Source organism: Synechococcus sp. CS-1328, assembly GCF_025128095.1.
Taxonomy (GTDB): Bacteria; Cyanobacteriota; Cyanobacteriia; order PCC-6307; family Cyanobiaceae; genus CBW1002.
On the sequence record NZ_JAHLYT010000068.1, the window covers coordinates 1 to 21653 of the forward strand.

The 21653-nt window shown below is 61.4% G+C and carries 19 protein-coding genes; 18 read left to right on the forward strand and 1 reads right to left on the reverse strand.

What is annotated here, in order from left to right:
• Nucleotides 1-67 precede the first annotated feature (67 nt).
• On the forward strand, nt 68-574 hold the full coding sequence (locus KQ310_RS12260; protein WP_259722018.1) for an FkbM family methyltransferase: 507 nt from the start codon (nt 68-70) through the stop codon (nt 572-574).
• 188 nt (nt 575-762) lie between these two features.
• Nucleotides 763-1548 carry an FkbM family methyltransferase gene (locus KQ310_RS12265; RefSeq protein WP_259722019.1) on the forward strand — a complete coding sequence of 262 codons (786 nt, stop codon included), beginning with the start codon at nt 763-765 and terminating at the stop codon, nt 1546-1548.
• A gap of 212 nt (nt 1549-1760) precedes the next feature.
• On the opposite strand, the gene KQ310_RS12270 is transcribed toward KQ310_RS12265, so the two are convergent.
• Nucleotides 1761-2897 (reverse strand): IS5 family transposase, encoded by a 1137-nt coding sequence (locus tag KQ310_RS12270; RefSeq protein ID WP_259722020.1) that lies wholly within the window; start codon nt 2895-2897, stop codon nt 1761-1763.
• Nucleotides 2898-2964: 67 nt separating this feature from the next.
• On the opposite strand from KQ310_RS12270, the gene KQ310_RS12275 reads away from it, so the two are divergent.
• The 16 genes from KQ310_RS12275 to KQ310_RS12350 all read left to right on the forward strand — a co-directional run bounded on the left by KQ310_RS12275 (nt 2965) and on the right by KQ310_RS12350 (nt 21652).
• Complete coding sequence (locus KQ310_RS12275; RefSeq protein WP_259722021.1) at nt 2965-3774, forward strand: hypothetical protein; 810 nt, start codon at nt 2965-2967, stop codon at nt 3772-3774.
• Nucleotides 3774-4751, forward strand: a complete 978-nt coding sequence (locus KQ310_RS12280; protein ID WP_259722022.1) for a nodulation protein NodZ — start codon at nt 3774-3776, stop codon at nt 4749-4751. The genes KQ310_RS12275 and KQ310_RS12280 overlap by 1 nt, the downstream gene beginning before the upstream one ends.
• Nucleotides 4697-5635: a hypothetical protein gene (locus KQ310_RS12285; protein WP_259722023.1), complete on the forward strand. Its 939-nt coding sequence runs from the start codon at nt 4697-4699 to the stop codon at nt 5633-5635. The genes KQ310_RS12280 and KQ310_RS12285 overlap by 55 nt, the downstream gene beginning before the upstream one ends.
• A gap of 20 nt (nt 5636-5655) precedes the next feature.
• Nucleotides 5656-6960, forward strand: a complete 1305-nt coding sequence (locus KQ310_RS12290) for a glycosyltransferase family 4 protein (protein ID WP_259722024.1) — start codon at nt 5656-5658, stop codon at nt 6958-6960.
• Nucleotides 6953-7942: a glycosyltransferase family 2 protein gene (locus tag KQ310_RS12295; RefSeq protein ID WP_259722025.1), complete on the forward strand. Its 990-nt coding sequence runs from the start codon at nt 6953-6955 to the stop codon at nt 7940-7942. Before KQ310_RS12290 ends, KQ310_RS12295 begins: the two co-directional genes overlap by 8 nt.
• A 269-nt stretch (nt 7943-8211) precedes the next feature.
• A complete protein-coding gene (locus tag KQ310_RS12300; RefSeq protein WP_259722026.1) occupies nt 8212-8937 on the forward strand; it encodes a hypothetical protein in 726 nt (241 codons plus the stop codon).
• 2 nt (nt 8938-8939) lie between these two features.
• Nucleotides 8940-10139, forward strand: a complete 1200-nt coding sequence (locus KQ310_RS12305; protein WP_259722027.1) for a glycosyltransferase family 4 protein — start codon at nt 8940-8942, stop codon at nt 10137-10139.
• A gap of 8 nt (nt 10140-10147) precedes the next feature.
• On the forward strand, nt 10148-10591 hold the full coding sequence (locus tag KQ310_RS12310; protein ID WP_259722028.1) for a glycosyltransferase family A protein: 444 nt from the start codon (nt 10148-10150) through the stop codon (nt 10589-10591).
• Nucleotides 10588-11520, forward strand: coding sequence for a glycosyltransferase family 2 protein (locus KQ310_RS12315; protein ID WP_259722029.1), 933 nt, complete (start codon nt 10588-10590; stop codon nt 11518-11520). The genes KQ310_RS12310 and KQ310_RS12315 overlap by 4 nt, the downstream gene beginning before the upstream one ends.
• A complete protein-coding gene (locus tag KQ310_RS12320) occupies nt 11520-13592 on the forward strand; it encodes a glycosyltransferase (RefSeq protein WP_259722030.1) in 2073 nt (690 codons plus the stop codon). Before KQ310_RS12315 ends, KQ310_RS12320 begins: the two co-directional genes overlap by 1 nt.
• A gap of 116 nt (nt 13593-13708) precedes the next feature.
• Nucleotides 13709-14485, forward strand: a complete 777-nt coding sequence (locus KQ310_RS12325) for a class I SAM-dependent methyltransferase (RefSeq protein ID WP_259722031.1) — start codon at nt 13709-13711, stop codon at nt 14483-14485.
• A 66-nt stretch (nt 14486-14551) separates the two neighbouring features.
• Nucleotides 14552-16339, forward strand: a complete 1788-nt coding sequence (asnB, locus tag KQ310_RS12330; RefSeq protein WP_259722032.1) for an asparagine synthase (glutamine-hydrolyzing) — start codon at nt 14552-14554, stop codon at nt 16337-16339.
• Nucleotides 16336-17340: a glycosyltransferase family A protein gene (locus KQ310_RS12335; RefSeq protein WP_259722033.1), complete on the forward strand. Its 1005-nt coding sequence runs from the start codon at nt 16336-16338 to the stop codon at nt 17338-17340. The genes asnB (KQ310_RS12330) and KQ310_RS12335 overlap by 4 nt, the downstream gene beginning before the upstream one ends.
• Nucleotides 17341-17998: 658 nt before the next feature.
• Complete coding sequence (locus tag KQ310_RS12340) at nt 17999-18949, forward strand: hypothetical protein (protein ID WP_259722034.1); 951 nt, start codon at nt 17999-18001, stop codon at nt 18947-18949.
• A complete protein-coding gene (gene asnB / locus KQ310_RS12345; protein ID WP_259722035.1) occupies nt 18949-20796 on the forward strand; it encodes an asparagine synthase (glutamine-hydrolyzing) in 1848 nt (615 codons plus the stop codon). The genes KQ310_RS12340 and asnB (KQ310_RS12345) overlap by 1 nt, the downstream gene beginning before the upstream one ends.
• Before the next feature lie 169 nt (nt 20797-20965).
• Complete coding sequence (locus KQ310_RS12350; RefSeq protein WP_259722036.1) at nt 20966-21652, forward strand: FkbM family methyltransferase; 687 nt, start codon at nt 20966-20968, stop codon at nt 21650-21652.
• Nucleotide 21653 lies beyond the last annotated feature (1 nt).

Here is a 21653-nt window from a genome sequence, read left to right on the forward strand (position 1 = left end):
CTCTCGCCGGGTGCGCTTTTTGGCCGTGGACTGCTCGTAATCACCAAAACCAAACTGCTTGGGGGCCATGAAGCCTGTCCACGCCTGCGATCACACGGCTATTCTCGCGCAGGGTGGCGGGGTTTTCCAGAGTCTCCCTAACGCAAATTCTGCAACAAACTCGCTTCTCTTGGCACATGTCAATGGACCAATTGTCTGGGGCGAAGGATTGTTGGATCTAAAATGCATTCAGAACTGCGGTTTCAAAACATTAGATTGTGTTCTGCAAGAGCTATCCATCCCTTCCATCGACATCCTCAAGCTTGACGTGCAGGGAGCTGAGCCACTTGTTCTTAAGGGTGCCCTTGGGGCATGCGCGAAGCGCTCGATTGAGATTGTCTATACTGAGATTATTCTTCAAGATACATATGTTGGGCAAAAGCGCTTTGAAGAGGTTCTAAGCTACTTCCATGATGCAGGCTTTTCGCTGTACAATGTATATAATCTTATTTCTAGTCCAAATGGCAGCCTGTGTCAGCTTGATGCAGTTTTTACCCGAAAAGAGCCAGACTCTTTTTCGGCCACATGCGGTTAAGATGTATCCCTTCTCAGGCGAACTTATGCAGGCATTCAAATGCAACTCGCTAGGGTTTTATGAAGGTTCTTATGTTAGTTGCATAAACGAACTACATTTATGAAAGAGCTGATCTAATCACTGGTCCAAAGACCACTCTATCCTGTTGGCACCTAAGCAGCATGAATTACGCTAGATTCTTCAAAAGATTGGCCAAGGAGGCTACGCGTCAGCTGGGATATGATATTATCTCACAACAGGCTCTTTGTAGGCTCCAAGCCAACGCAGAAGAAGCCCGAGAGCTACCTCCTTTTGCTCGACTATGGGCGAAGTTATCACAAGAGAAGAGGGAAGCCATAGGTCAGTATCTAGCATTCTCAAAAGCCCAGCTTGCTCAAGATTTATTTGCGCTAAGTGAGCTGGCTGACACCCCCTATAACTCCTATTTCGTTGAATTTGGTGCGACAGATGGTGTCTCATTAAGCAATACCTGGATGTTTGAAAAAGTTCTAGGTTGGAAGGGTCTTCTCGCTGAACCAGCCCTGGTATGGCATGAACGCCTCCAGCGGAACCGGTCTTGTTCCATAGACCTACGCTGTGTGTCTGACCAAACCGGCAAGCAGGTTGAGTTCCTTGAAGTGGATTATCCTGAGCTGAGTACAGTTGCTCAATTTGCAAACTCAGGTGACTGGGCATCCCAGATTCGAATGTCTCAGTCCAGTAGCTATAGAGTTGAAACTGTGAGTTTGAATGACCTGCTTGATTTCCATAAAGCTCCTAGCGAGATTGGGTACCTCTCAGTCGATACTGAAGGATCTGAGTATGGCATTTTGTCGCGCCTCGACTTTGACAAGCGAGCTATTCGCGTAATCACCGTAGAGCACAACTACTGCGAGACAACGCGCGCCGAAATTTTCAAGCTATTGTCTTCGAAAGGATATGAACGCAGACATATCGAGCTCTCTCAGTGGGATGACTGGTATGTCTTAAGATGAATCTTGGAGATCCTGCATTTATTTGGATCGAGTTAAGAGTTTGCAGAAAAACCGCCTGAATGGCCGCGTTTTTCTCTCCGGAGAGCTGATCACGCTCCATTCGGGCTGGTTTTCAGCGTTTCAGCGCATCAGGAGGCCCGAATTCAGGCGTTTTGCCCTGCAGGAGCTATTTGACCGCTGCCGCTTGGGCACACCCCTGGGCAACCACCTGTTCATGCCGCCGCCATCGCCGGTTTGAGCAGGTTGCCCAGGCGGATCAGGTTGTAGGCGATCAGGTGCAGGCCAAACACCGCACTCACCTTGTCGGTGCCACGCAGCTTGAACTGACGCAGACCGCCCCACTGTTTGATCCAGCCGAACACCTTCTCAATGCCGCGGCGGGCATTGATCGACTTGGCGTAGCCCTGGTGGCGGGTGGTGCGGCCATCGATGGCGGAACCACCAGAGCGGGCGGTGTTCTGCGCCACGTGCGGCGTCACGCCGATGCGGCGCATCTCGGCGACAAAGCCCCTGGTGTCGTAGTTCTTGTCGGCACCGATGGTTTTCTGGTGGGCACCGGGACGATCCGCGGCCATGGCTTTGGCGGCATCCCGCTCCCCGGTGCCCGTGGCTTGCGTGACCTTGCAATCGACGATCAGGGCATGGCGGTTGTCCATGAGCACATGACCCCGGTAGCTCGGTTGAGCCGGGTGGGCGTTGGATTTCCGGGCCAGCAAGGCGTCGGGATCACTGCCGGAGCGGTGGGTCTTGTTGCTGAGCTTGATGCCTCGGAAATCGCCTTTCGCCCGCTTCTTGCCGGGCTTTGGAGCGCCAAAACCCTCGCCCGGGCCTGACGGCGGGGGCGGTGGGTCCTCCTGACCGTCGATCCGCTCCAGCGAGGCATGGGAGGCCCAGGCATGCAGCAGGGTGCCATCCACTGAGAAGTGCTCGTCGCTGAGCAGCGGCTTGACCTCGGGAGCACCCATCAGCTTCTCGAGGAAACGCCCCATGACGTCGTCATTGAGAAGCCGCTCGCGGTTCTTGGTGAACGTGGTGGGGTGCCAGATCGGATCATCCGGGCTCAGGCCCACAAACCAGCGGTACAGCAGGTTGTAGTGGAGCTGCTCCAGCAACAGCCGCTCGGAGCGGATGCCGTAGAACGCCTGTAACAACGAGGCCAGTAGCAGCTGCTCGGGTGGCACCGAGGGCCGACCTTCTGCGGCGTAGAGCTCACAGAAGGTGGGATTGAGGCGATCGAGGGCCTGATCCGCCAGCTTCCGGATCCGCCGCAGCGGATGGCTGGCCGGGATCCGCTCCTCGATCGACACGTAGGAGAACAGGGAGCCGCTGCGCTCCCGGTGACCTCGCATCTGTCCTGGGCAATTACCCAATTTTCGCAGGGGTGGCCAGGTTTTTCAGCAAACTCTTGAGCCAGAGATGAATATTGCCCTGTGTTTTTCTGGTCAAGTGCGGGCCTTCCGCCAGACCCTGCCCTCGCTGCGAAAGCACATTCTCAGGCCACTCAAGGATGATGCCTTGTTCTTCTTCGGCCATTTCCCGGCAAGCCCAGGATCTGAAGCAGCCTTCTTTCTTCCCTTTCATGACTTCATCCATGAGCCCACAGAGCCCGACCTGAGCAATCTGCTACCACAGAATCCGGTGGGACACGATGTGGAATGCCGGGCCTGGACGACCACGCATCCCCTCTTAGGCTATCTCCGCCAGCTACGCGGCATTCACCAGGCTGATCAGCTGCGACGCGCTTGGTCCGCTCACCACGGCACCAGATTCGACTGGGTATTGCGGCTGCGATTCGATAATCTCTACATGACCTCCATCGAGCCATTGGAACAGTTGCAGCCCGATGTGCTTTATGTCCCAGCCCACGACAACTGGGGAGGTCTCAATGACCGCTTCGCCATCGCCCCCCCGGAGTTGATGACCATCTATGCCAATCGGTTTGAGGAGATCGGCGCCTATCTCCAAGAGGGATTATTTATCCATCCAGAGTCTCTGCTTGCAGAACACCTCGCAAGACACCACATGGACGCCCGGCACACGCGCGTGGTGCATCATCTCTACCGCCATGGCCATCTCTGGAAAGCCTGCTTCAACCCCTGCGAGGGCGACGATCCCAGCTTTGCGCCCCCTCAGCCAGGCATGCGCTGGCGATTCCAGATCAAGAAGCGCATCAGCGAGGCCGCCTATCAGCGACTTGCCTTGCTCTGGTGGAAGTTGGGCCTCTGATGCCGAGCAAGGTGCTCCTGGTGAAGTCCAGCCGCGGTGCCGGTCTTGGGGATGCGCTGCGGGTTGTGATTGTCGCCATCACCTATGGAGCCGCGACAGGCCGAAAAGTCCTGGTGGACTGGAGCGATGGGTCGTTCGGACCTTTCGGAACCAACATGTTTCCGGCGTTCTTCGAGCTCGATCGCGGCCTTGCCGCTGGCGACTTGCCTGCCGGGTTCTGGCATGGCCGGGATGTGCACCCCCCGATCTGGGGTGGCCGACTGCGCGAACCGGTGCATGAGCTCTACCTCGAGCAGGGATGGAGTCACTGGGAGAGAGCCCGCACCAAGGTGCTGCTCTCGGCGGATCTGTTCGAAGCCGCCTATCCGCAAGATGTGATCGTGCTCACAGACTTCACCGGCCTACCCGCCCATCTTGCTGCCGAGCCCCTGATCGGGCCGCTGCACGCCATCCTCCAACCCGCGTCAGAGATCGCTGGGGAGCTGAGCCGGTTTGCGGCTGAACATCTCCAGCCCCCCACAATCGGTGTGCACCTTCGGGACACAACGGAGCCCGGCGCTGCGGAGAAGGCCCGCCGCGACAGCACCGTGCTTCGGGCCATCCGCAACCTGCACAGGCGATGGCCTGATGCGGTGGTGTTTATGGCCACAGACAATTGCGACACCGAGGCACGGTTCCGAGATCACCTGCCGCGCCTGGTGGTGCGGAAGAAGCACCTGCCTCCACCTGGCCTACCGGTGCATCTCAGCGACTATGGCCCCAATGCTGACGAGAAGACGCGCGATGCTGTGATCGATCTGCTGCTGCTGGCGCGCTGCGATGCGCTGGTGCATCCCTCAAACTCCTCGTTCAGCGTGGTGGCCTCATTGCTGTCTTCCGCCCCTGCCGCTCTTCGCTTCGCCCTGCCTCCAGATCCCCCTCCATGGCCGCAGCGCCTCTGGCGGCGTGCCCTTGGCCTGGTCAAACCAGGGCTATGAGTGGATCACCCGAGGTGGCGAACGATCAAAAGGCGATCGTCTTCCTTTGCCACCGTCCGCTTCTATCCCAGATCGGTTTCTATGACCGTTTTGCAGATCTTGGCTACAGGGTTGATGTGGTCGTCGACGACCCGGGCTGGGATGGCGCACTTTCGGCCGGTGTGCGGATCATCCGCCACCCAGATGAGCGGTGCCACGCTGCCGGCTTTCATCATTTTAATCCAGCCGTGCGCAAGAGCCTTCATTGCAGCGCCTGGGACAAGGCGCTGTTTCATCTCAGCCACAATGCTTCCCCTTCCCGCCACTGCTGGCTGATCGAGGACGATGTGTTCCTGGCCGATCCTGCGACGCTCCTCAAGCTCGATCTGGCCAATCCTGAGGCCGACCTGCTGGTGGGGTCCGCCCGCACAGTTCTCCATCAGTCTGAAGCAATCGGCGGGGAGAGTGGTTGGCCCTGGTTTCAAGGCGTTCCGGTCGGACGGCTGCCGTTACCCTGGGCCCACGGCATGGTTTGTGCCATGCGCATCAGCCAGCGGATGATCGCTGCCGTGGCTGCCTTCGTGCAACAGCATTCTGCCGCGCTCGAACGGCGCAACGCCTTTCGGCGGCGCGCCGCCGCAGTGGGGGCGAGGTTGCGGCTTCCACAGAGCTTGGTGGAGCGAATCGGCCGTGAACACTACCCCTTCATCGAGTTCATTTTCCACACCCTTGCCCTGCACAACGGCTACCAGGTGTCCGTGGCTGAAGAGCTCAGTGGCATCCTCTGGCGGCACGACTGGCGTGTGGAGGAGATGCGCCCTGACCACCTCTATCACCCGGTGAAAGCCATCGCAGACCACCCCAGGCTGAGGGCGCAACTTCTACTCCAGCATCCGGAGTGTTGACGCCTCACCGTGTGCTTTTTTTGGCCCCCTCGGCCTACTGCCTGGGGGGCGTGCAGGTGTGGCTTAACGATTTAGTGGCTGCTCTTCAAGCAGACCCGCACTGGCAGGTGAAGGTGGCGCTCCCCTCCGGCGCCTGGCACCGCCTGGATCGATACCTCGAGGTGTTTCCCCGGCTGCCTGCGGTTCAGCTCATGAACCCCACCGGCAGCGCCGAGGGGCGCAGGCGATCCATCACGGCCGTGCTGCTCCGGGAGCGCCCCGATCTGGTGGTAGGAGTGAACATCGCCGATCTCTATGCGGCCGTGCGCCGCGCTCGATCGCGCGGTTTTCGCGGCCGGGTTGTGCTGAGCCTCCATGCTCTGGCCGCCGATCTGATCGCGGACGTGGCAGCCGAAGTGGATCTGCTCGACGCGGTGATCGCCACCAACAAGCTCAGCTGCCGCCTGCTCGAGCGCCTCGCCGGCGTGCCAGCGGGGCGGGTGTTTTATGCCCCATACGGTGTGGTCTTGCCCTCGCCAGTGGTCGCCGGTGGTGCGGCTGTCCCGCGCCCGTCAGCCCCGCTGCGCATTGCCTGGGTGGGCCGCCTCGAGGCGGCGCAGAAGCGGGTGGCAGACCTTGCCGGCATCCTGCGGCAGCTCGATGCCGTAGGAATTCCCTTCCATCTCACCGTGGCCGGCGATGGACCGGAGCGTGACAGCCTGGCCAGGGCCCTGGCGCCTTGGCTCAAGGCTGGAGTGGCATCGATGCCAGGCGCGCTGTCGGGCCCCCAGCTGCTGCAGGAGGTCTATGCGACCCACCAGGTGCTACTGATCACTTCTAGCTGGGAAACCGGGCCGATTGTGGCCTGGGAGGCGATGGCTGCCGGGTTGGCGGTGGTGAGCAGCGCCTATCTCGGCTCCGGGCTGGAGGGCGCCTTGCGCCACGGCTGCAACGCCCTGCTCTTCCCAGTGGGCGACATGGCCGCCGCGGCAGATGCTCTGAAGCGTGTTTCCGATCTGGAGGTTCGCGCCGGTCTGGTGAACGCGGGCCGGCGGCTGGTGCAGGAGCGCTACTCTGCCGATGCTGCGCACCGGGTCTGGTGCGAGTCCTTCGCGCAGGTGCTGGCTCTGCCGCCCCGCGGGCCGGTGCTTCCGGAGCCACCATTACCTCCCTCCGGCCGTCTGGAGCGCCTGGTTGGCCCCGGATTGGCCGAGGCGCTCCGCCGGCGCCTGAGCCGCGGCTTTCGGCATACCTCTCCTGGTGGGGAGTGGCCCCACACCGCCCATGGAGATGCAGACGAGCAGGGGCTTTTTGATTTGGCGGCCGAGCTGGATCACGATGCGTGAATGGCTGGGCGTGTGGATCAAGGACCGCTGGCGGTACGAGCGGGCCCTGCGCAGCTCAGGCCGCCGCTACCTGGGACTGGCGAACCGCCGCGAGCGGCTGGATCCGGCTCCTGACGGCAGCGGCTTTGCCTGCCGATGGGAGTTCACATCCCACCTGCATGCGCCCAAGATCCAGCCACGGTTGGGGCAGCGTCTGCTTCGGCGTTGTTTGAACGATGCACCCATCCGCCGCAGCCCTCAGTCTCCGCTGTTAGACGATCAACCTCAGGTCAGCGTGCTGATCGGTCATCGCGGCCTCGATCGCCTGCCGCTGCTGCTGGTCACCCTCGAATCCCTTGCCGCCCAGACCGATGTGGCCTTTGAGTGCGTGGTGATCGAGCAGGATGAACACCCCCAAATCGGCCCGCTGCTGCCGGGCTGGGTGCGCCACATGCACACGCCTCCGGCTCGCCCAGACGCTCCTTACAACCGCTCCAGGGCCTTCAATGCAGGAGCACTGGAAGCAAGAGCACCGGTGTTGCTTCTGCACGACAACGACATGCTGGTTCCGTGCGGCTATCTGCAGCGGATACTGCCGAAAGTGGAGCTCGGCTACCAGGTGGTGAATCCGAAACGCTATGTCTTCCATCTGAGCGAACTCCACACAACTGCTGTTCTCAATACAGCTGCCGCACTCGACGAGTGGCCCGCGGAGAGCATCGTGCAGAACCTCGAAGCCGGCGGCAGCGTCGCCATCACGCGTCAGGCCTTCTGGGAGATCGGTGGGATGGATGAAGCCTTTGAAGGGTGGGGTGGGGAAGACAATGAATTGTGGGACCGTTGCCAGACGCTGCGGTGCTGGAACTGGGGCTACGAGCCCATCGTGCACCTCTGGCATCGACGCCAGCTGCTCAAGCACGCTGCCCGCAATCCCAATCTAGATCTTGTAAGGAAACGACTAGCCGAAGATCGGCATCTTCGCATCGACCGCCTTCAGAATTGATAGCAGATCTGAACAGGGTTGTGGAGCCGTATGTAGTTTCGAGGTCAAGGATGCCGCTGGCGAAGCGATGGTCCTCTGGCATTGCATCGGCCATTCAGGCTTTGCGCTTTTCCAGATGGAATGCATCGACCTGTCAGGGATATGTGCTGTGCAGGCCGCGTGGCGGTTTCGCCGACTGTTGCGCCCAGATAACGTGGTGCCTGCTTTATGCTCGCCATTTTCGAAGGGCTCTGCTTATTGATGGATCACGCGCGGGGCAACTCCAGCACATGATCCATTACTTCAGGGTGATATCTGAGTGCTTACCTATTCATATTCTCGATCAGTCGTCCAGCGAGTGGTGTGATCTGGCTGAGCTCAGCGTTTTTCCCGAGGAGATCAAGGGTGCTCTTCGCGATCATTTCTCGATATACGATCCTCGGATTGGCCTGCATGTCGATCCGGTTGCCCGTGTTGGAGTTCGCTTTGATTTTGTCAGGTATCCGCACGACATCCTTGTTCATGAGCAATGTGGAGGTGGCGGAGGATATCCTGCTCTTCAGATCTTTCGGCTGAAGCCAGAAGTGCAAGGCCAGGTGCTTGCCCGGTTGAGGCGGATGCCACGCGAGTATCGCGCCATTCATATTCGTAATACAGATATGCGAGTTGATGTTTCGGGCTTTCTCGATCGGATTGCTCCGCTGGTTGTTGGAATGCCATTGCTTGTCTGCACGGATGACGTCGCGGCACTTGAGGAGACCAGGCGCCGGCTTAACGGCGTTGAGTTACTGACCGTGGCCCCCATTCCTGATGCCCAGGGGCGAAGCCTTCATTACAACCCAGACATAGCTGGTTGGGAGTTGGATGTTGGCGTGCTCACAGATCTTCTGGCCATGGCGCGTGCTCAGGAGCTGATTCTCCCGGCGATTGCGGGAACGCCCATATCCGGTTTCAGCCGTCTCGCGGCCGATCTGCACCGGAGACCCTGGATCTTGAGATCCCTGCTGCATACCTGACCGTGCCTGGCACAGTGGCGATCGTTTGTGCCGGCATCGGCGGAACGGGCTCGGTGGCAAACGTGGCCGTGAACCATGCGGACCAGCTGGCCAGGAGGGGCTGGCCGGTGGTGCTGATCTCGGACAGCTTTCCCGATGCCCTCCCCGCTGGGGTTGAGCGCGAGCAGCTCAGGCCCCCGCGATTCACGGCACTGCGTCGTTTCGCCCATCTCCCCGACGCGCTCGCCTTCAGCTTCTCCGCCCTGGCCCTGCTTCGGCGGCTGCGGCGGCAGGCAAAGCTCCAGGCGGTGATCTTCCACAGCCATCCGGATGCGGCCCTCGCCGGAGGCTGGCTTCAATGGAGCGCTCAGATTCCCTTTGTGATGGTTGCCCATGGCGTGATCTTCGATCGTCCACCCGGCACGTATGACCCACTGCTGAGCTGGCTCTATCGCCTCACCACGGCTCCGGCGTTCAGGCAGGCGGCCCTTGTGGTGGCACTGTCTCCGGCGATGGCGGAGCTTGCCTGCCGGCATGGGGCGCGCAGGCAGGCGCTGCGGCTGATTCCGAACGGCGTGGATCCGTGCGAGATCGGCCTTCCGCAGCACCACGCCACAGCCAAGGCCGCTCTCCTAGATCCGCACGGATCTCTGCGTCTGCTCTTCGTGGGCACCCTGAGCCCTGTCAAGGGAGTGGATGTGCTGGTCGAGGCCTGCGCACGCTTGCGGCGGCAAGCGCAGAGCTACGAGCTCAGCCTCCTGGGTAGTGGGACCGACCTCCAGGTGGAGCAGTTGCGGCGCAAGGTGGAGGATCTCGGACTGCAGGCCCAGGTGCGGTTCCTTGGCCCCCGGCCCCGCTCCAGGCTGGCCCCCTTTCTCCGCAGTGCCCATGTGCTCGTGGTGCCTTCGCGCAGCGACCCTCTGCCCACGGTGGTGCTCGAGGCCATGCTCGCCGGTGTGCCGGTGATCGGCTCGGCGGTGGGTGGCATCCCCTTTCTGCTGGACGGCGGCTCCTGCGGCGCGCTCGTGCCACCGGAGGACTCCGAGTCCCTCGCTCAGGCCCTCGCCGATCTGGCCCGCTCTCCTGCCCGCCGTGCGGCTCTCGCCGCCGCAGCCCTCAACCGCGCGAGCACCCGCTTCACCTGGGAGCGCTGCGGGGCCGATCTCGATGCGGCCCTGCGTGGCCTGCCAGGGATCGATCCCCCCGATCCACCGTGCCCATGACGGCGGGGATGGTGACCACCATCATCCCGGTGTTCAACCGGCACGCTCTCCTGCGGGAAGCCGTGGTGAGCGTGCTGGCGCAGACCCACCGCCCGATCGAGATCATCGTGGTGGATGACGGCTCCAGCGATCACACGCCGGAGGTGGCCGAAGCGCTTCGCCAGGCTCATCCCGGCTGCATCCGGGTGATCCAGCAGGCGAACGCCGGGCCCGGCCGCACCCGCCAGAGCGGCCTGGAGCGCGCCCGCGGTGAGTTCATCCAGTTTCTCGACAGCGACGACATCCTTCTGCCCCACAAGTTCGCCTTTCAGGTGGCGGCCCTGCGGGCTTCAGCGGATGCCGGGATCGCCGACGGCCAGAGCTACAAGGAGAACCACCGGATGGATCCACCGCGCTGCTCTGGCCCGATCCGGGCCACGGGGATCCGGCAGAACCCGGGGATCGGGTCGTGAGTGAACCTTTGGTGTCCGTGGTGATGGCGGTGCGCAATGGAGGGCCATCGCTTGCGGCCACGCTGGAATCGGTGCTCAGCCAGGAGGACGTGCCGCTCGAGTTCGTTGTCGTCGACGATGGGTCGTGCGATCCCACGCCGGAGCTTCTGGCCCAGCACGCGGCCCGCGACCCCCGCCTCCTCGTGATCACCACCGCGCCGCGCGGGCTCACGCAGGCCCTGATCAGCGGCTGCGCAGCGGCTCAAGGCCAGTGGATCGCCCGCCAGGATGCCGGTGATCTCTCCCTGCCGGGCCGCCTCGACCGCCAAGTCGCGCTGTTGCAGGCGGATCCCGGCGCCGTGCTCTGCTCCTCCGCCGCGCGCTTCGTGGTGCCGACCCGTCCGGGTGCCGGCGCCGGGGAACCCCCTCTGGAGCTGTTCGTCAGCCGCATCCCCGAGCACCGCCTGCAGAGTGGTCTGGTGGGTCCTGCCCATCACGGCTCGGTGATGTTCAGCCGCGCGGCCTACCGCCAGGTGGGTGGCTACCGCGCTCCGTTCCACTACGCCCAGGACATGGACCTCTGGAGCCGGCTGGTGGAGCTGGGGAGTCATCGTATTCATCCCGAGGTGCTGTACCAGGCCGAATCAAGCCCCGGCTCCATCAGCGGTCAGCACCGCCGCGAGCAGCTGCGCTTTCACGTGCTGATCCGGCGCTGCAGCGCCGCCCGCCGCCTGGGGCTCCCGGAAACCGCCTGGCTCGTGAAGGCTGAGCGGCTCAGCGCCCGATGCCGTGGCGGCAGGGCCGGCACCCGCCGCCAGGCCCGTGGCGCCTACTTCATCGCCGCCTGTCTGCGCGGGCGGCACCCCCAGGCTTGCCGCGCCTACCTGCGCGAGGCCCTGCGGCTGGATCCTCTGCATCTGCGGGCCCGGCTGCGGCTGCTGGTGTCCTGATGGTGCTCAGCGTCGCCATTCCCAGCTACGGCCGCGAGCGGGTGCTGCTCGACACGCTCACGGCGCTGCTGGCCCTCGACCCCTCGCCCGGGGAGCTGCTGCTGATCGATCAGACGCCGCAGCATGAGGCCGCCACCACCGCGCGGCTGCGGCAGTGGCAGGAGCAGGGCGTGTTGCGCTGGCTCCGCCAGGAGGCACCCAGCATCACCGCTGCCATGAACCTGGCGCTGCTGGAGGCCCGTGGGGAGCGCATCCTCTTTCTCGATGACGACCTCATCCCCGATCCGGGGCTGCTGCAGGCCCACCACCGGGCCGCCGAGGCCTGGCCCGGCGCCCTGATCGCCGGCCGGGCGCTGCAGCCCTGGCTTCGGGGCCGGGCAGACCCCGAAGAGCTGGAGCCCTTCGGCTTCAACACCCTGCTGCCCCGCGTCTGTGAGCACTTCATCGGCTGCAATGTGTCGATGCCCAGGCGGCAGGCCGTGGCGATCGGAGGCTTCGACGAAAACTTCGTGCGCGTGGCCTATCGCTTCGAGGACGAGTTCTCCCACCGCTGGCTCCGGGCCGGCCATCGGATTCGCTACGAACCGGCCGCCCTGGTGCACCACCTCCACGCGGCCCGGGGCGGCACCCGCAGCTATGGCGATCACCTGCGCACCAGCCGCCCGGATCATGCCGTTGGCCGCTACTACCACCTGCTGCGCACCGAGCCTCCGGCGGTGGCTCTGGTGCATGCCTGCGGTGAGCTGGGCCGCTCGGTGCGCACCCGGCATCACCTCAGCCATCCCTGGTGGATCCCGCTCACTCTGCTGGCGGAGCTTCGCGGCCTGGCCTGGGCCTTGCGCCTGCAGATGCGCGGGCCCAGGCTGTTGAGATCCGGTCCCCGGCGGCTGCTGATCGTCACCACCCATCCGATCCAGTACCAGGCGCCGCTCTTCCGCCGGCTGGCCGCCACGGCCGGCCTGGAAGTGGAGGTACTGTTTCTCTGCCTGCCCGATGCCCAGCAGCAGGGCGTGGGTTTCGGGAGGGCCTTTCAGTGGGATGTGCCGCTGCTCGACGGCTACCGCTGGCGTGTGGCCCGAGGTGTGCGGGGCAGCGGTGATCTGAGCGCCTATCTGGGGCTGTGGCTGCTCAACCCCCTGGCGGAGCTGGTGTGCACGCCGGATGGCGTGCCGCCCGACGCGGTGCTGATCACCGGCTGGCAATGCCTGGGCATGCTGCAGCTGCTGGTGGCTGCCTCACTCCGGCGCCTGCCAATCCTGCTGCGCACCGAAGCGAACGATCTCCGCAGGCGCGCCTGGCCGGTGCGTCAGCTCCACAGGGTTCTGGTGCAACGGGCACAGGCCTTGCTGGCGATCGGCAAGGCCAATGCACGCTTCTATCGCGCCCATGGCGCTGCGGAGAATCGGATCTGGCCTTCTCCATATTTCGTGGATAACGCCTTCTTTGCCGGCCATGTGGAGCAGCTGCGGCCCCACCGGGAGGCGCAGCGGCAGGTGTGGGGGATCCCGGAAGGGGCGTTCTGCTTCCTGTTTGTGGGCAAGCTCCAGGCCAAGAAGCGGCCGATGGATCTGCTGCAGGCCCTGCAGTCCCTCATGGGAAATGGGCTGCCAACAGCTGTGCATGCTCTGATCGTGGGCTCAGGGGAGCTTGAGCCGATGTGCCGATCGCTTGCCAGCCAGCACCGGCTTCCGGTGAGCTTCGCCGGCTTTCTCAACCAGGGTGAGCTGCCGCGTGCCTATGGCGCTGCAGATGCCCTGGTGCTGCCCTCGGATTCCGGCGAGACCTGGGGTCTGGTGGTGAACGAAGCGATGGCCTGCGGCCTGCCGGCGATTGTGAGCGATCATGTGGGCTGCGGGGAGGATCTGGTGCTTAGCGGCAGAACAGGCCTTGTGTATCCCTGCGGTGATGTGGAGGCCCTGGCCGAGGCGATGCGCACGCTCTCAACCTCTCCTGTGAGAGCCTCCGGCATGGGGGCGGAGGCACGACGCCAGGTGATGGAGCACTACGGCGTGGATCAAAGTGCCGAAGGTGCGGCAACCGCTGTGAACGGGATGCTCGGGAGCGTGGCGTGAAGGCCGGTGATCTGCTGCAGTCGGCCTATCACAGGATCCTCCCGGCTGATCTCAGGGGCCGGCTTGGATTCGGGAGTCTGCTGAGCCGGTGGCGTGATCGCAGAGAGCATCGCCTGGTGGGCACGCTGGCCTGCCACGCCCCCTTTTCCTCGGGTGATGTGCAGCAACGCTGCGCACTGACACTGGATGCGGCTGCACACTGCTACGACGATCTGCTGCATTTCATCGAGATCCAGAGCCCTGGATGGAGGGAGAATCGAATCATCGCCATCACGGATGACGGCGATCCACGATGCCAAGCTCTTGGCGAATGCTTTCGTGCTGCCGGCAGCGACAAGGCATCAGCCCATGCCTATCACCTGCTGTATGGCAAGGCACTCAAAGAACCTGCCTCTGTGGCCCAGCTTCTGGAGATCGGAATCGGAACTACCAATCCCAGGATCGTTTCCAACATGACCGAGAAGGGGGTGCCCGGCGCATCGCTCAGAGCCTGGCGGAACTGGTTGCCCACTGCCACCATCCACGGTGCGGATATCGATCAGGCCATCCTTTTCGAGGTCTTCAGGATTCATACTTACTTCGTTGACCAACTGGACCGCAATGCGTTGCAGACCTTGCTTGGACAGCTTCCTCCAGTGCTGGATGTGATCATTGATGATGGGCTCCATTCAGCCTCTGCCAACCTGCGCAGCATCGAGGCTTTCCTGAAGCGGTGCAGGCCGACAGGCTGGATGTTCGTGGAGGATATCTACGATCCGCAGGTGAGTTTCTTTCTGGTGCTGAGCTGGATTCTTGCCCGCATGGGTATCGAGAGTTGCCTCTACCGCTTCTCCAGGCCGGGGATGGTCTTTGCCATCAGCCCTGGGCGCCCATTGGAGTTGTTTCCGGCGTAGTGAGGTAAACTCGGTTGCCAGATGTTGATCCCATAAAAGTGGACTGCTCCCAACGGTGATCGCAGCATGTGTGGGATAGCAGGTTGGATCGTGCCCCCTCAGGCAGTTCCTGATATGAGGGTGCTGGAGGCCATGGCCGATGCCTTGGCGCATCGCGGGCCCGACGACCAGGGTCAGATTACAGACAGTGCGAAGGGTGTAGCCCTAGCCCACAGGCGCCTCAGCATCCTGGATCTATCGCAGACGTCCCATCAGCCACTTGTGGATGAGGGTACTGGAGTGGCCCTTAGCTTCAACGGCGAGATTTACAACTACTCCGCACTGCGTCGCGAGCTCAGAGCCTGCAGCCATCACTTCAACAGCAGCGGAGACACCGAAGTGTTGCTGCGCTCCTACCTGGAGTGGGGCCTTGATGCTCTGCCGCGCCTGGCAGGAATGTTTGCCTTTGCCATTTGGGATCCACGCTCAGGCTTGCTCCATCTGGCCCGTGATGCCATGGGTATGAAGCCTCTCTACCTAACCCGGTTCCGAGGGGGATTCGGTTTTGCTTCTGAGCTCAAAGCCCTGCTCCATTTACCGGGATTCCAAAGAGACCTTGATGAGCGAGGGCTGCAGCAGTATCTTGAATTCGGTTACATTATTGAAACGTCACGCACCATCCTCGCGCAAGTTCAGAGGCTTGGGCCAGGCGAGCGCCTGAGCCTAGGCCCCACTGGAAACCAGGAGGTGGCCATCCGTGAGCAGACCTTCTGGTATCACCCACCAAGACCATCATCGTCTTCCAAGGGTATCGAGGCAATCTCCAAGAAGCTGGGGAACACACTCGAACAGGTAGTGGCTGAACACCTCGTTGCCGATGTGCCCGTGGGGCTGCTCCTTTCCGGTGGGCTCGATTCCAGCCTGATCGCTGCACTCGCTGCTCGCCGAGGAGAGCTCACCACGATCACCATGGGGTTCGAGAACTCAAGCATTGATGAACGAGCAGAGGCCGAAATTGTAGCTAATCACATTGGATCAAATCATTATAGCTGCACCATCTCAATCAATGAGGTGCGTGCTGAAATCGAATCTGGTGCGTGGGTGTTCGATGATCTCTTTTCCGATCTGGGGACCATCAGCACGCGGCTGCTGTATCGCCGTTGCCGGGAGTTGGGCCTCAAGGTTGTGTTGGTGGGTGAAGGTGCCGATGAGTTATTCGGTGGCTACGATGTCTTTCTGAATCTTCCCAAACGCCTCGGGTTGCGTGCGCTCTTCAGCCTCTATCGCAGGTATGTAGGCCGTCGTTATGGCAGCAATTTCGGAACTTTTCTGGAAACGATGCGTGGCTTCAGTCGCGATGCCGGAGGGGATTCGATGCACGCCATCCGCCTCTTCGAGAGCCGACGGCAGCTCCCCGCCAACTACGTCATGAAGGTGGACAAAGCCAGCATGGCCGAGAGCATCGAGGCTCGTTGCCCCTATCTCGATCCCCGGATCGCTGATATTGCCTACGCAAGCCCTTTACCTCCCATCCAGTTGCCCTCCCAGAAAAAGCAGCTCCTGCAGGCGATTGCAAAGCGCAGCAACCTGCTTCCTCCCAGGATCACCAGGCGCCACAAATTTGGAGCTCCCCTTCCCACCGATTGGCTGGATCGTGATGCCTCGCTGCGGCGGTTCACCGCGGAGCATCTGCTGCAGCGCGGAAATCTCACCGAGAGACTTGGACTGCGACCAGCAATGGAGGCATATCTGAAGCGGGGGATTCAGGGTGAGCCCTGGCCCTTGCCCCTCTCCATCTACCGAAACCTGGCCTGGAAGCTGTTACTGCTGGAATTGTGGGCACCTCTCTACTTGCAGCCAGCCCAAAGCAGATGATTCCGGATCTGGTCAGCACGATCATCCCTGTGCACAACCGGCCAGTTCAGCTTCAGCAGGCTGTGGCAAGTGTTCTGGCTCAAAACTACAGGCCGATAGAGATTCTGGTTATCGACGATGGTAGCAATGACATGGATACTGCTGCGATTGCTAATCAGTTGCAGGCCGCTTATCCTGAGGAAATTCGGATCTTCTCACGGCCCAATGGCGGGCCGGGGTTGGCACGCGAAACTGGTCGGCAGGCGGCTCGTGGCGAGTACATCCAATATCTTGATAGCGACGATGTGCTGTTACCCAACAAGTTCAAGATCCAGGTCACTGCTCTTCGTCAACAGGCCGGAGCCGATGTAGCCTATGGAATCACATTGTATCGCGATGCTTCCAACGTTCTTCATCCAGAACCATTAAAAGCCACAGGGATCCCAATCCCTTGCATGTTTCCCCGCTTTTTACTGGAACGCTGGTGGGAAACAGCTACCCCGCTCTACCGCCGCAGCATCTGCGATCAAGCTGGTCCGTGGACAGATCTGTGCCTCGAAGAGGACTGGGAGTACGACTGCCGAATTGCAGCACTTGGTGGTCAGCTGGTGTGGTGCAATCAGATTGTTTCCGAGCATCGAGATCATGATGGTGTCCGCTTAAGCCGTGAGGTCGATCCGCTGGACCCCCAACGGCTTGAGCAACGGGCAAGGGCCAAAACCCTAATCCTTGGCCATGCGGTCCGTTACGGGCTTGCTTACTCTTCTCCTGAAATGCAGACATATGCTCGCTCCCAATTTCTCTTGGCACGCCAATGTGGAGCCGGCGGACTGGATGGGTGGGCCGAATCTTTAATCAGCCAGGCTTTGAAGATCACCCGTGAAGGGCAGCGACGCGGACTTGATCTTTTCCTTTACCGGCAACTGGCTCGAGCGGTTGGCTGGAAGGCAGCGTTCCGCCTAGCCGAATCACTTTCAGGCACCACTGGGTTACAGGCAGTTCTTGGGAAAACCTCCCAGTGAACACAGGCCAGGATGGATTTCATCAGTGACTCAGAGTCCAAGAGTTCGGACGAACGGCAGGCCACCGACAACGGGCACCTGCAGGTCAGTCATTTCTGGCAGAAATGGAGGCGATCAGACCCTGGCAAGTGCCGATCGGCCTGATCAAGCCCTAACGCCGCAACCAGTCTAGAGTCTGCTTATGGAATGGCAATCCCGATCGATCGTCACCAACTCGAGAAAGAGGTGTGGAGCGTCTAGATCATTGAGGCCTTGCGAGTCCACTTCTTTCCCAAGCTGCAGATGCAGGACTATCCACTAGTTGTGTTTCGGCTCATAGACTGTATCGGAGAGGCCATGAGCCAAGATTTCATCCCTTCCGGGGTGGCTGGTGATGGCAGCCACCATGCAGGAGCACACTCCACGAGCTGATTCCGACTGATCAGGAAACAGTGCCACCTTGAGCACACTTGGCTGCGCAACCTGCTGCTGAGCAGCTACGAAAAGACCAGTGTGCTCAAGTGGCACTTTTCTGACAAACCAATGGAGAAAATCTCAAACTCAAGAGTAGAATCGATAAGATTTGCCAGTTGGCTTTTGATAATGTGTTCATTTTAATACCCCACTCCCGTGGGTGCCTGCTCGACCGAATTTAGCCAAAGCCTCTCTGCCCTCTGAAATGCTGCCCGAACAAGCCCTCACAAACCTAAGGGAGCGATATTTGACCATTAACTCATCCTATGGTCATTCGTTCGTCTGGCAACTAGGAAACGGGGGAGGCTTTTGCGCGGAGATGATCGGCATGCTTAAGCTACTAAACGCCTGTTTCGCATCTGGCCTTCAGTTTAAGCTTGGATCGGTGAGTAGACCACAAGGCTATTGCGTTGAGCATGGCTTTGAAGACTACTTCTTGCCACTGTTTGAAGTCGTAAAAAGCCCCATACTGTCATTTCTTAACAAGCCAGCCTATGGCCTTTCGCGCAGATTCCCAGTAAAACGCCTAGCCGCCAACGCGATCCTCAAAGGCGCCGTAGGCAATATGATGTATTCATTCAACCCCCCAAAGACACCCTCATCCGCCTCTTATAATGCCCTGCGGAATTTTCTTCAGTCAGATTGCGATTGGTGGACCGCCCAAGAAGTCATCATTGAAAGTCTTTTCGTCTACAATCGTGATACAACAAAAGCCGTCAACGACTATACAGCTCGGCTGAGCCGCACCCTCGGCGATGACTATATTTCACTTCACATCCGAAGGGGTGACAAGATATCAGAAGCACCCCTCTGCCCGATTGCAGACTTTGTCGAAGGGCTTCCGCCCGAGGTCCATTCCGGTTTGCCTATTTATGTTGCCACTGATGACCAGCAGGCCGTGGAGGAGTTACGTCGACAGTGCGGCTCGGCGACCATAATCTCTAGCCCTTGCCGACAGAGAAAAGGCTATTGCCAGAGGTCGTTTAACTTGTTGCCGCCTTCCGCTCGATTTCAGGCTACAATTGAGTTTTTACAGGAGCTGGAAATACTCGTGAATTCTCGCCTACTTATTGGCTCGTCAACTAGCAACGTTTTCTGTTGGGCGCAATACCGTAAGGGAAACCGCAGTGTGATTGACCTTACCCCGTCGGCTTGATGTGCGGGATTGCCGGGTGGTTGGGACCGTCGGCCTCTCATGCCCCGGCAGATCTGCCCAGGCATGCGCAAGATCTTCAGGACGCCATAGCGCAACGCGGCCCTGATGCAACTGGCTGTTGGCAGGAGCATTCCTCAGTAGGCCCATTTGCCCTTCTGCTACACAGCCGTCTGGCCATCCAGGATCTCTCCTCCGCCGGCCATCAGCCGATGGTCTCGGCTTGCGGCCGCTGCGTGCTGGTGTTCAACGGCGAGATCTACAACCAGCATGCACTGCGCTCTGAGCTGGAAGCCGAGGGACACCATTTCCGCTCCAGCAGCGACACAGAGGTGCTGCTGGAGCTGCTTGCTCGCCAAGGTGAGGCCGCCCTGCTCCGGCTGCGCGGCATGTATGCCTTCTGCCTCTGGGATCGCCAACACCGCAGCGCCCTGATGGCTCGTGATCCCTACGGCATCAAGCCACTCTACCTCTGGCACGGCCCGGAGGGTGATCTGCTGTTCGCCTCGGAGGTGCGCGCACTGCTGGCCAGCGGCTTGATCGAGCAGCGCCTCGATTCCCAGGCTCTGGCTGGCTTCCTGGAGACGGGCAGCGTGCCTGAACCGCTCACCCTAGTGGCCGGTGTGCGCAGCCTCCCCCCCGGCCACAGTGGCACCTGGCAGAACGGCCATTGGACCCAGCGGCGGCAGTGGCGGCCGAACTACGCACCCGTTTCCGTTGGCTTGCCGGTGCCGGAGGGCGACGCGGCGCAGCGAACGCGCCAGGCCTTGGAGAATTCCGTGCAGGCCCATCTGATCAGCGATGTGCCTGTGGGCCTGTTTCTCTCCGGTGGCCTGGATTCTGGCGCTCTGCTCGCCCTTGCCCCGCCTGCGCTCACCACTCTCTCGATCGGTTTCGAGCAGCAGGGCTTCGATGAATCCCCGCGGGCGGCGCAGTTGGCCCAATACTTTGGTGCCCGCCATGTGCCTCTGCAGCTTGATGCGGCCGCCGCCGCAGAGTTGCTGCCAGGCTTTCTGGCGGCCATTGATCAGCCGTCGGTGGATGGCTTCAACACCTATTGCGTGTCGGCCCTGGCTCGGGCCGAAGGGCTGAAGGTGGTGCTCAGCGGCCTAGGCGGCGATGAGCTGTTCGGCGGCTACCCCAGCTTCCGTGCCATCCCCCGCCTCCTGCGCCTGCATCGCGCCCTGGGCCCAGGCCGGTCTTCTGTGGCCCGACTGCTGTCCCGTCGCCGCACGCACAGGGCCCGCCGGCTGGCGGCCTATCTGTCCGGCCCGGGCAATGTCGAGGCCGCCCATCGCTGCCAGCGGGGGCTGTTTGCCCAGGATGAGGTGCGGCTGCTGCTGCAGCACTGGCAGATCGACACACCGGCTCATGTGTTCGCTCCGCCTCCGGCGGACTTGGATGTGCTGCCGGCTGGCGCCTGCCCCACCCTGGCCGACCAGATCGCCTGGCTGGAGAGCAGCCGCTACATGGGCCCCCAGCTCCTGCGCGATAGTGACACCTATTCCATGGCCCATGGCCTGGAGCTGCGCCTGCCCCTGGTGGATGCCCAGCTACTTGGAGAGCTCAGCACCATCCCCGCCCTTCAGCGCCTGGCGCCTGGCAAGGGGCTGCTGCAGCGCGCCGTGCCGGAGCTGCTGCAGGCGGTCTCCCTGGAACGCAAGCGAGGCTTCGCGTTTCCCTTCCAGAGCTGGTTCGAGCAGACCGGGTCACCCCTGCGGCCAGGCCAGGGGACACTCGTCCTTCCCAGCACTCCCGCCGACATGGACCTCCGCCCTTGGGCCCGCCGCTGGGCGCTGATCGTGCTGCGCTACTGGCTGAGCCGGCATCTCGGCCTTGTCCTGGGTTGAACGGATGCTGACCACCACTCTCCGCTGGATCTGGAATCATCCCCTGGCAAGCAGAAACAGAATTGCGGCACTGAGGCGATGGCTGTGGTGGCAGGTCCGGTGTTTCTTCACCACAGAGCCGTATGCATTGCGTTGGGTGAATGGTGCTTCACTTGTACATGAACGAACCATGCACGGCGCCACCGGAAACCTGTATGCCGGTCTGCATGAATGGCCCGATATGGCTTTCGTTCTACACCTCCTGAGGCCGGATGACCTGATGCTCGACATCGGGAGCAACGTGGGTTCCTATACGGTGATTACTGCCGCGGTTGTTGGCGCCCGCTGCATCGCCTGTGAGCCCAATCCGCACGCTCTTCGGTTCTTGCGAGCCAATGTGGCCATCAATCAGATTTATCATCAGGTCACCACCGTGAATGCCTGTGTCGGTTCCGCTTCCACACGGGTGAATTTCAGCGCTGATCAGGGCCCGATGAATCGGGTGGTGACGGGCGACTACCCAGGCCTGGCCACGATCGTGCCGATGGTGACTGTCGACTCGCTGCCGGACTCCGCCCGTGCGTTTTGTTGGAAGGTCGACGTTGAAGGATTCGAAGCTGAGGTGCTTCGCGGCGGCATCGCGGCCCTTGCCGGCCCGGCGGTGCGGGCCCTGTTACTGGAGAATCGATCCCAGGAAGTTTCGGCAATGATGCGTGAGCTGCGCTTCATCCCCTGCGACTATGACCCCTGGTCGCGCCATCTTCAGTCCTGGCAGTCGTCTTCCTGCGCGAACCAACTCTGGATCCGCGATCTCCGCTGGGCCCGCCGAAGGCTTCGCACCGCACCGGCGTTTCATCTGCTGGACATGAACATCTGAC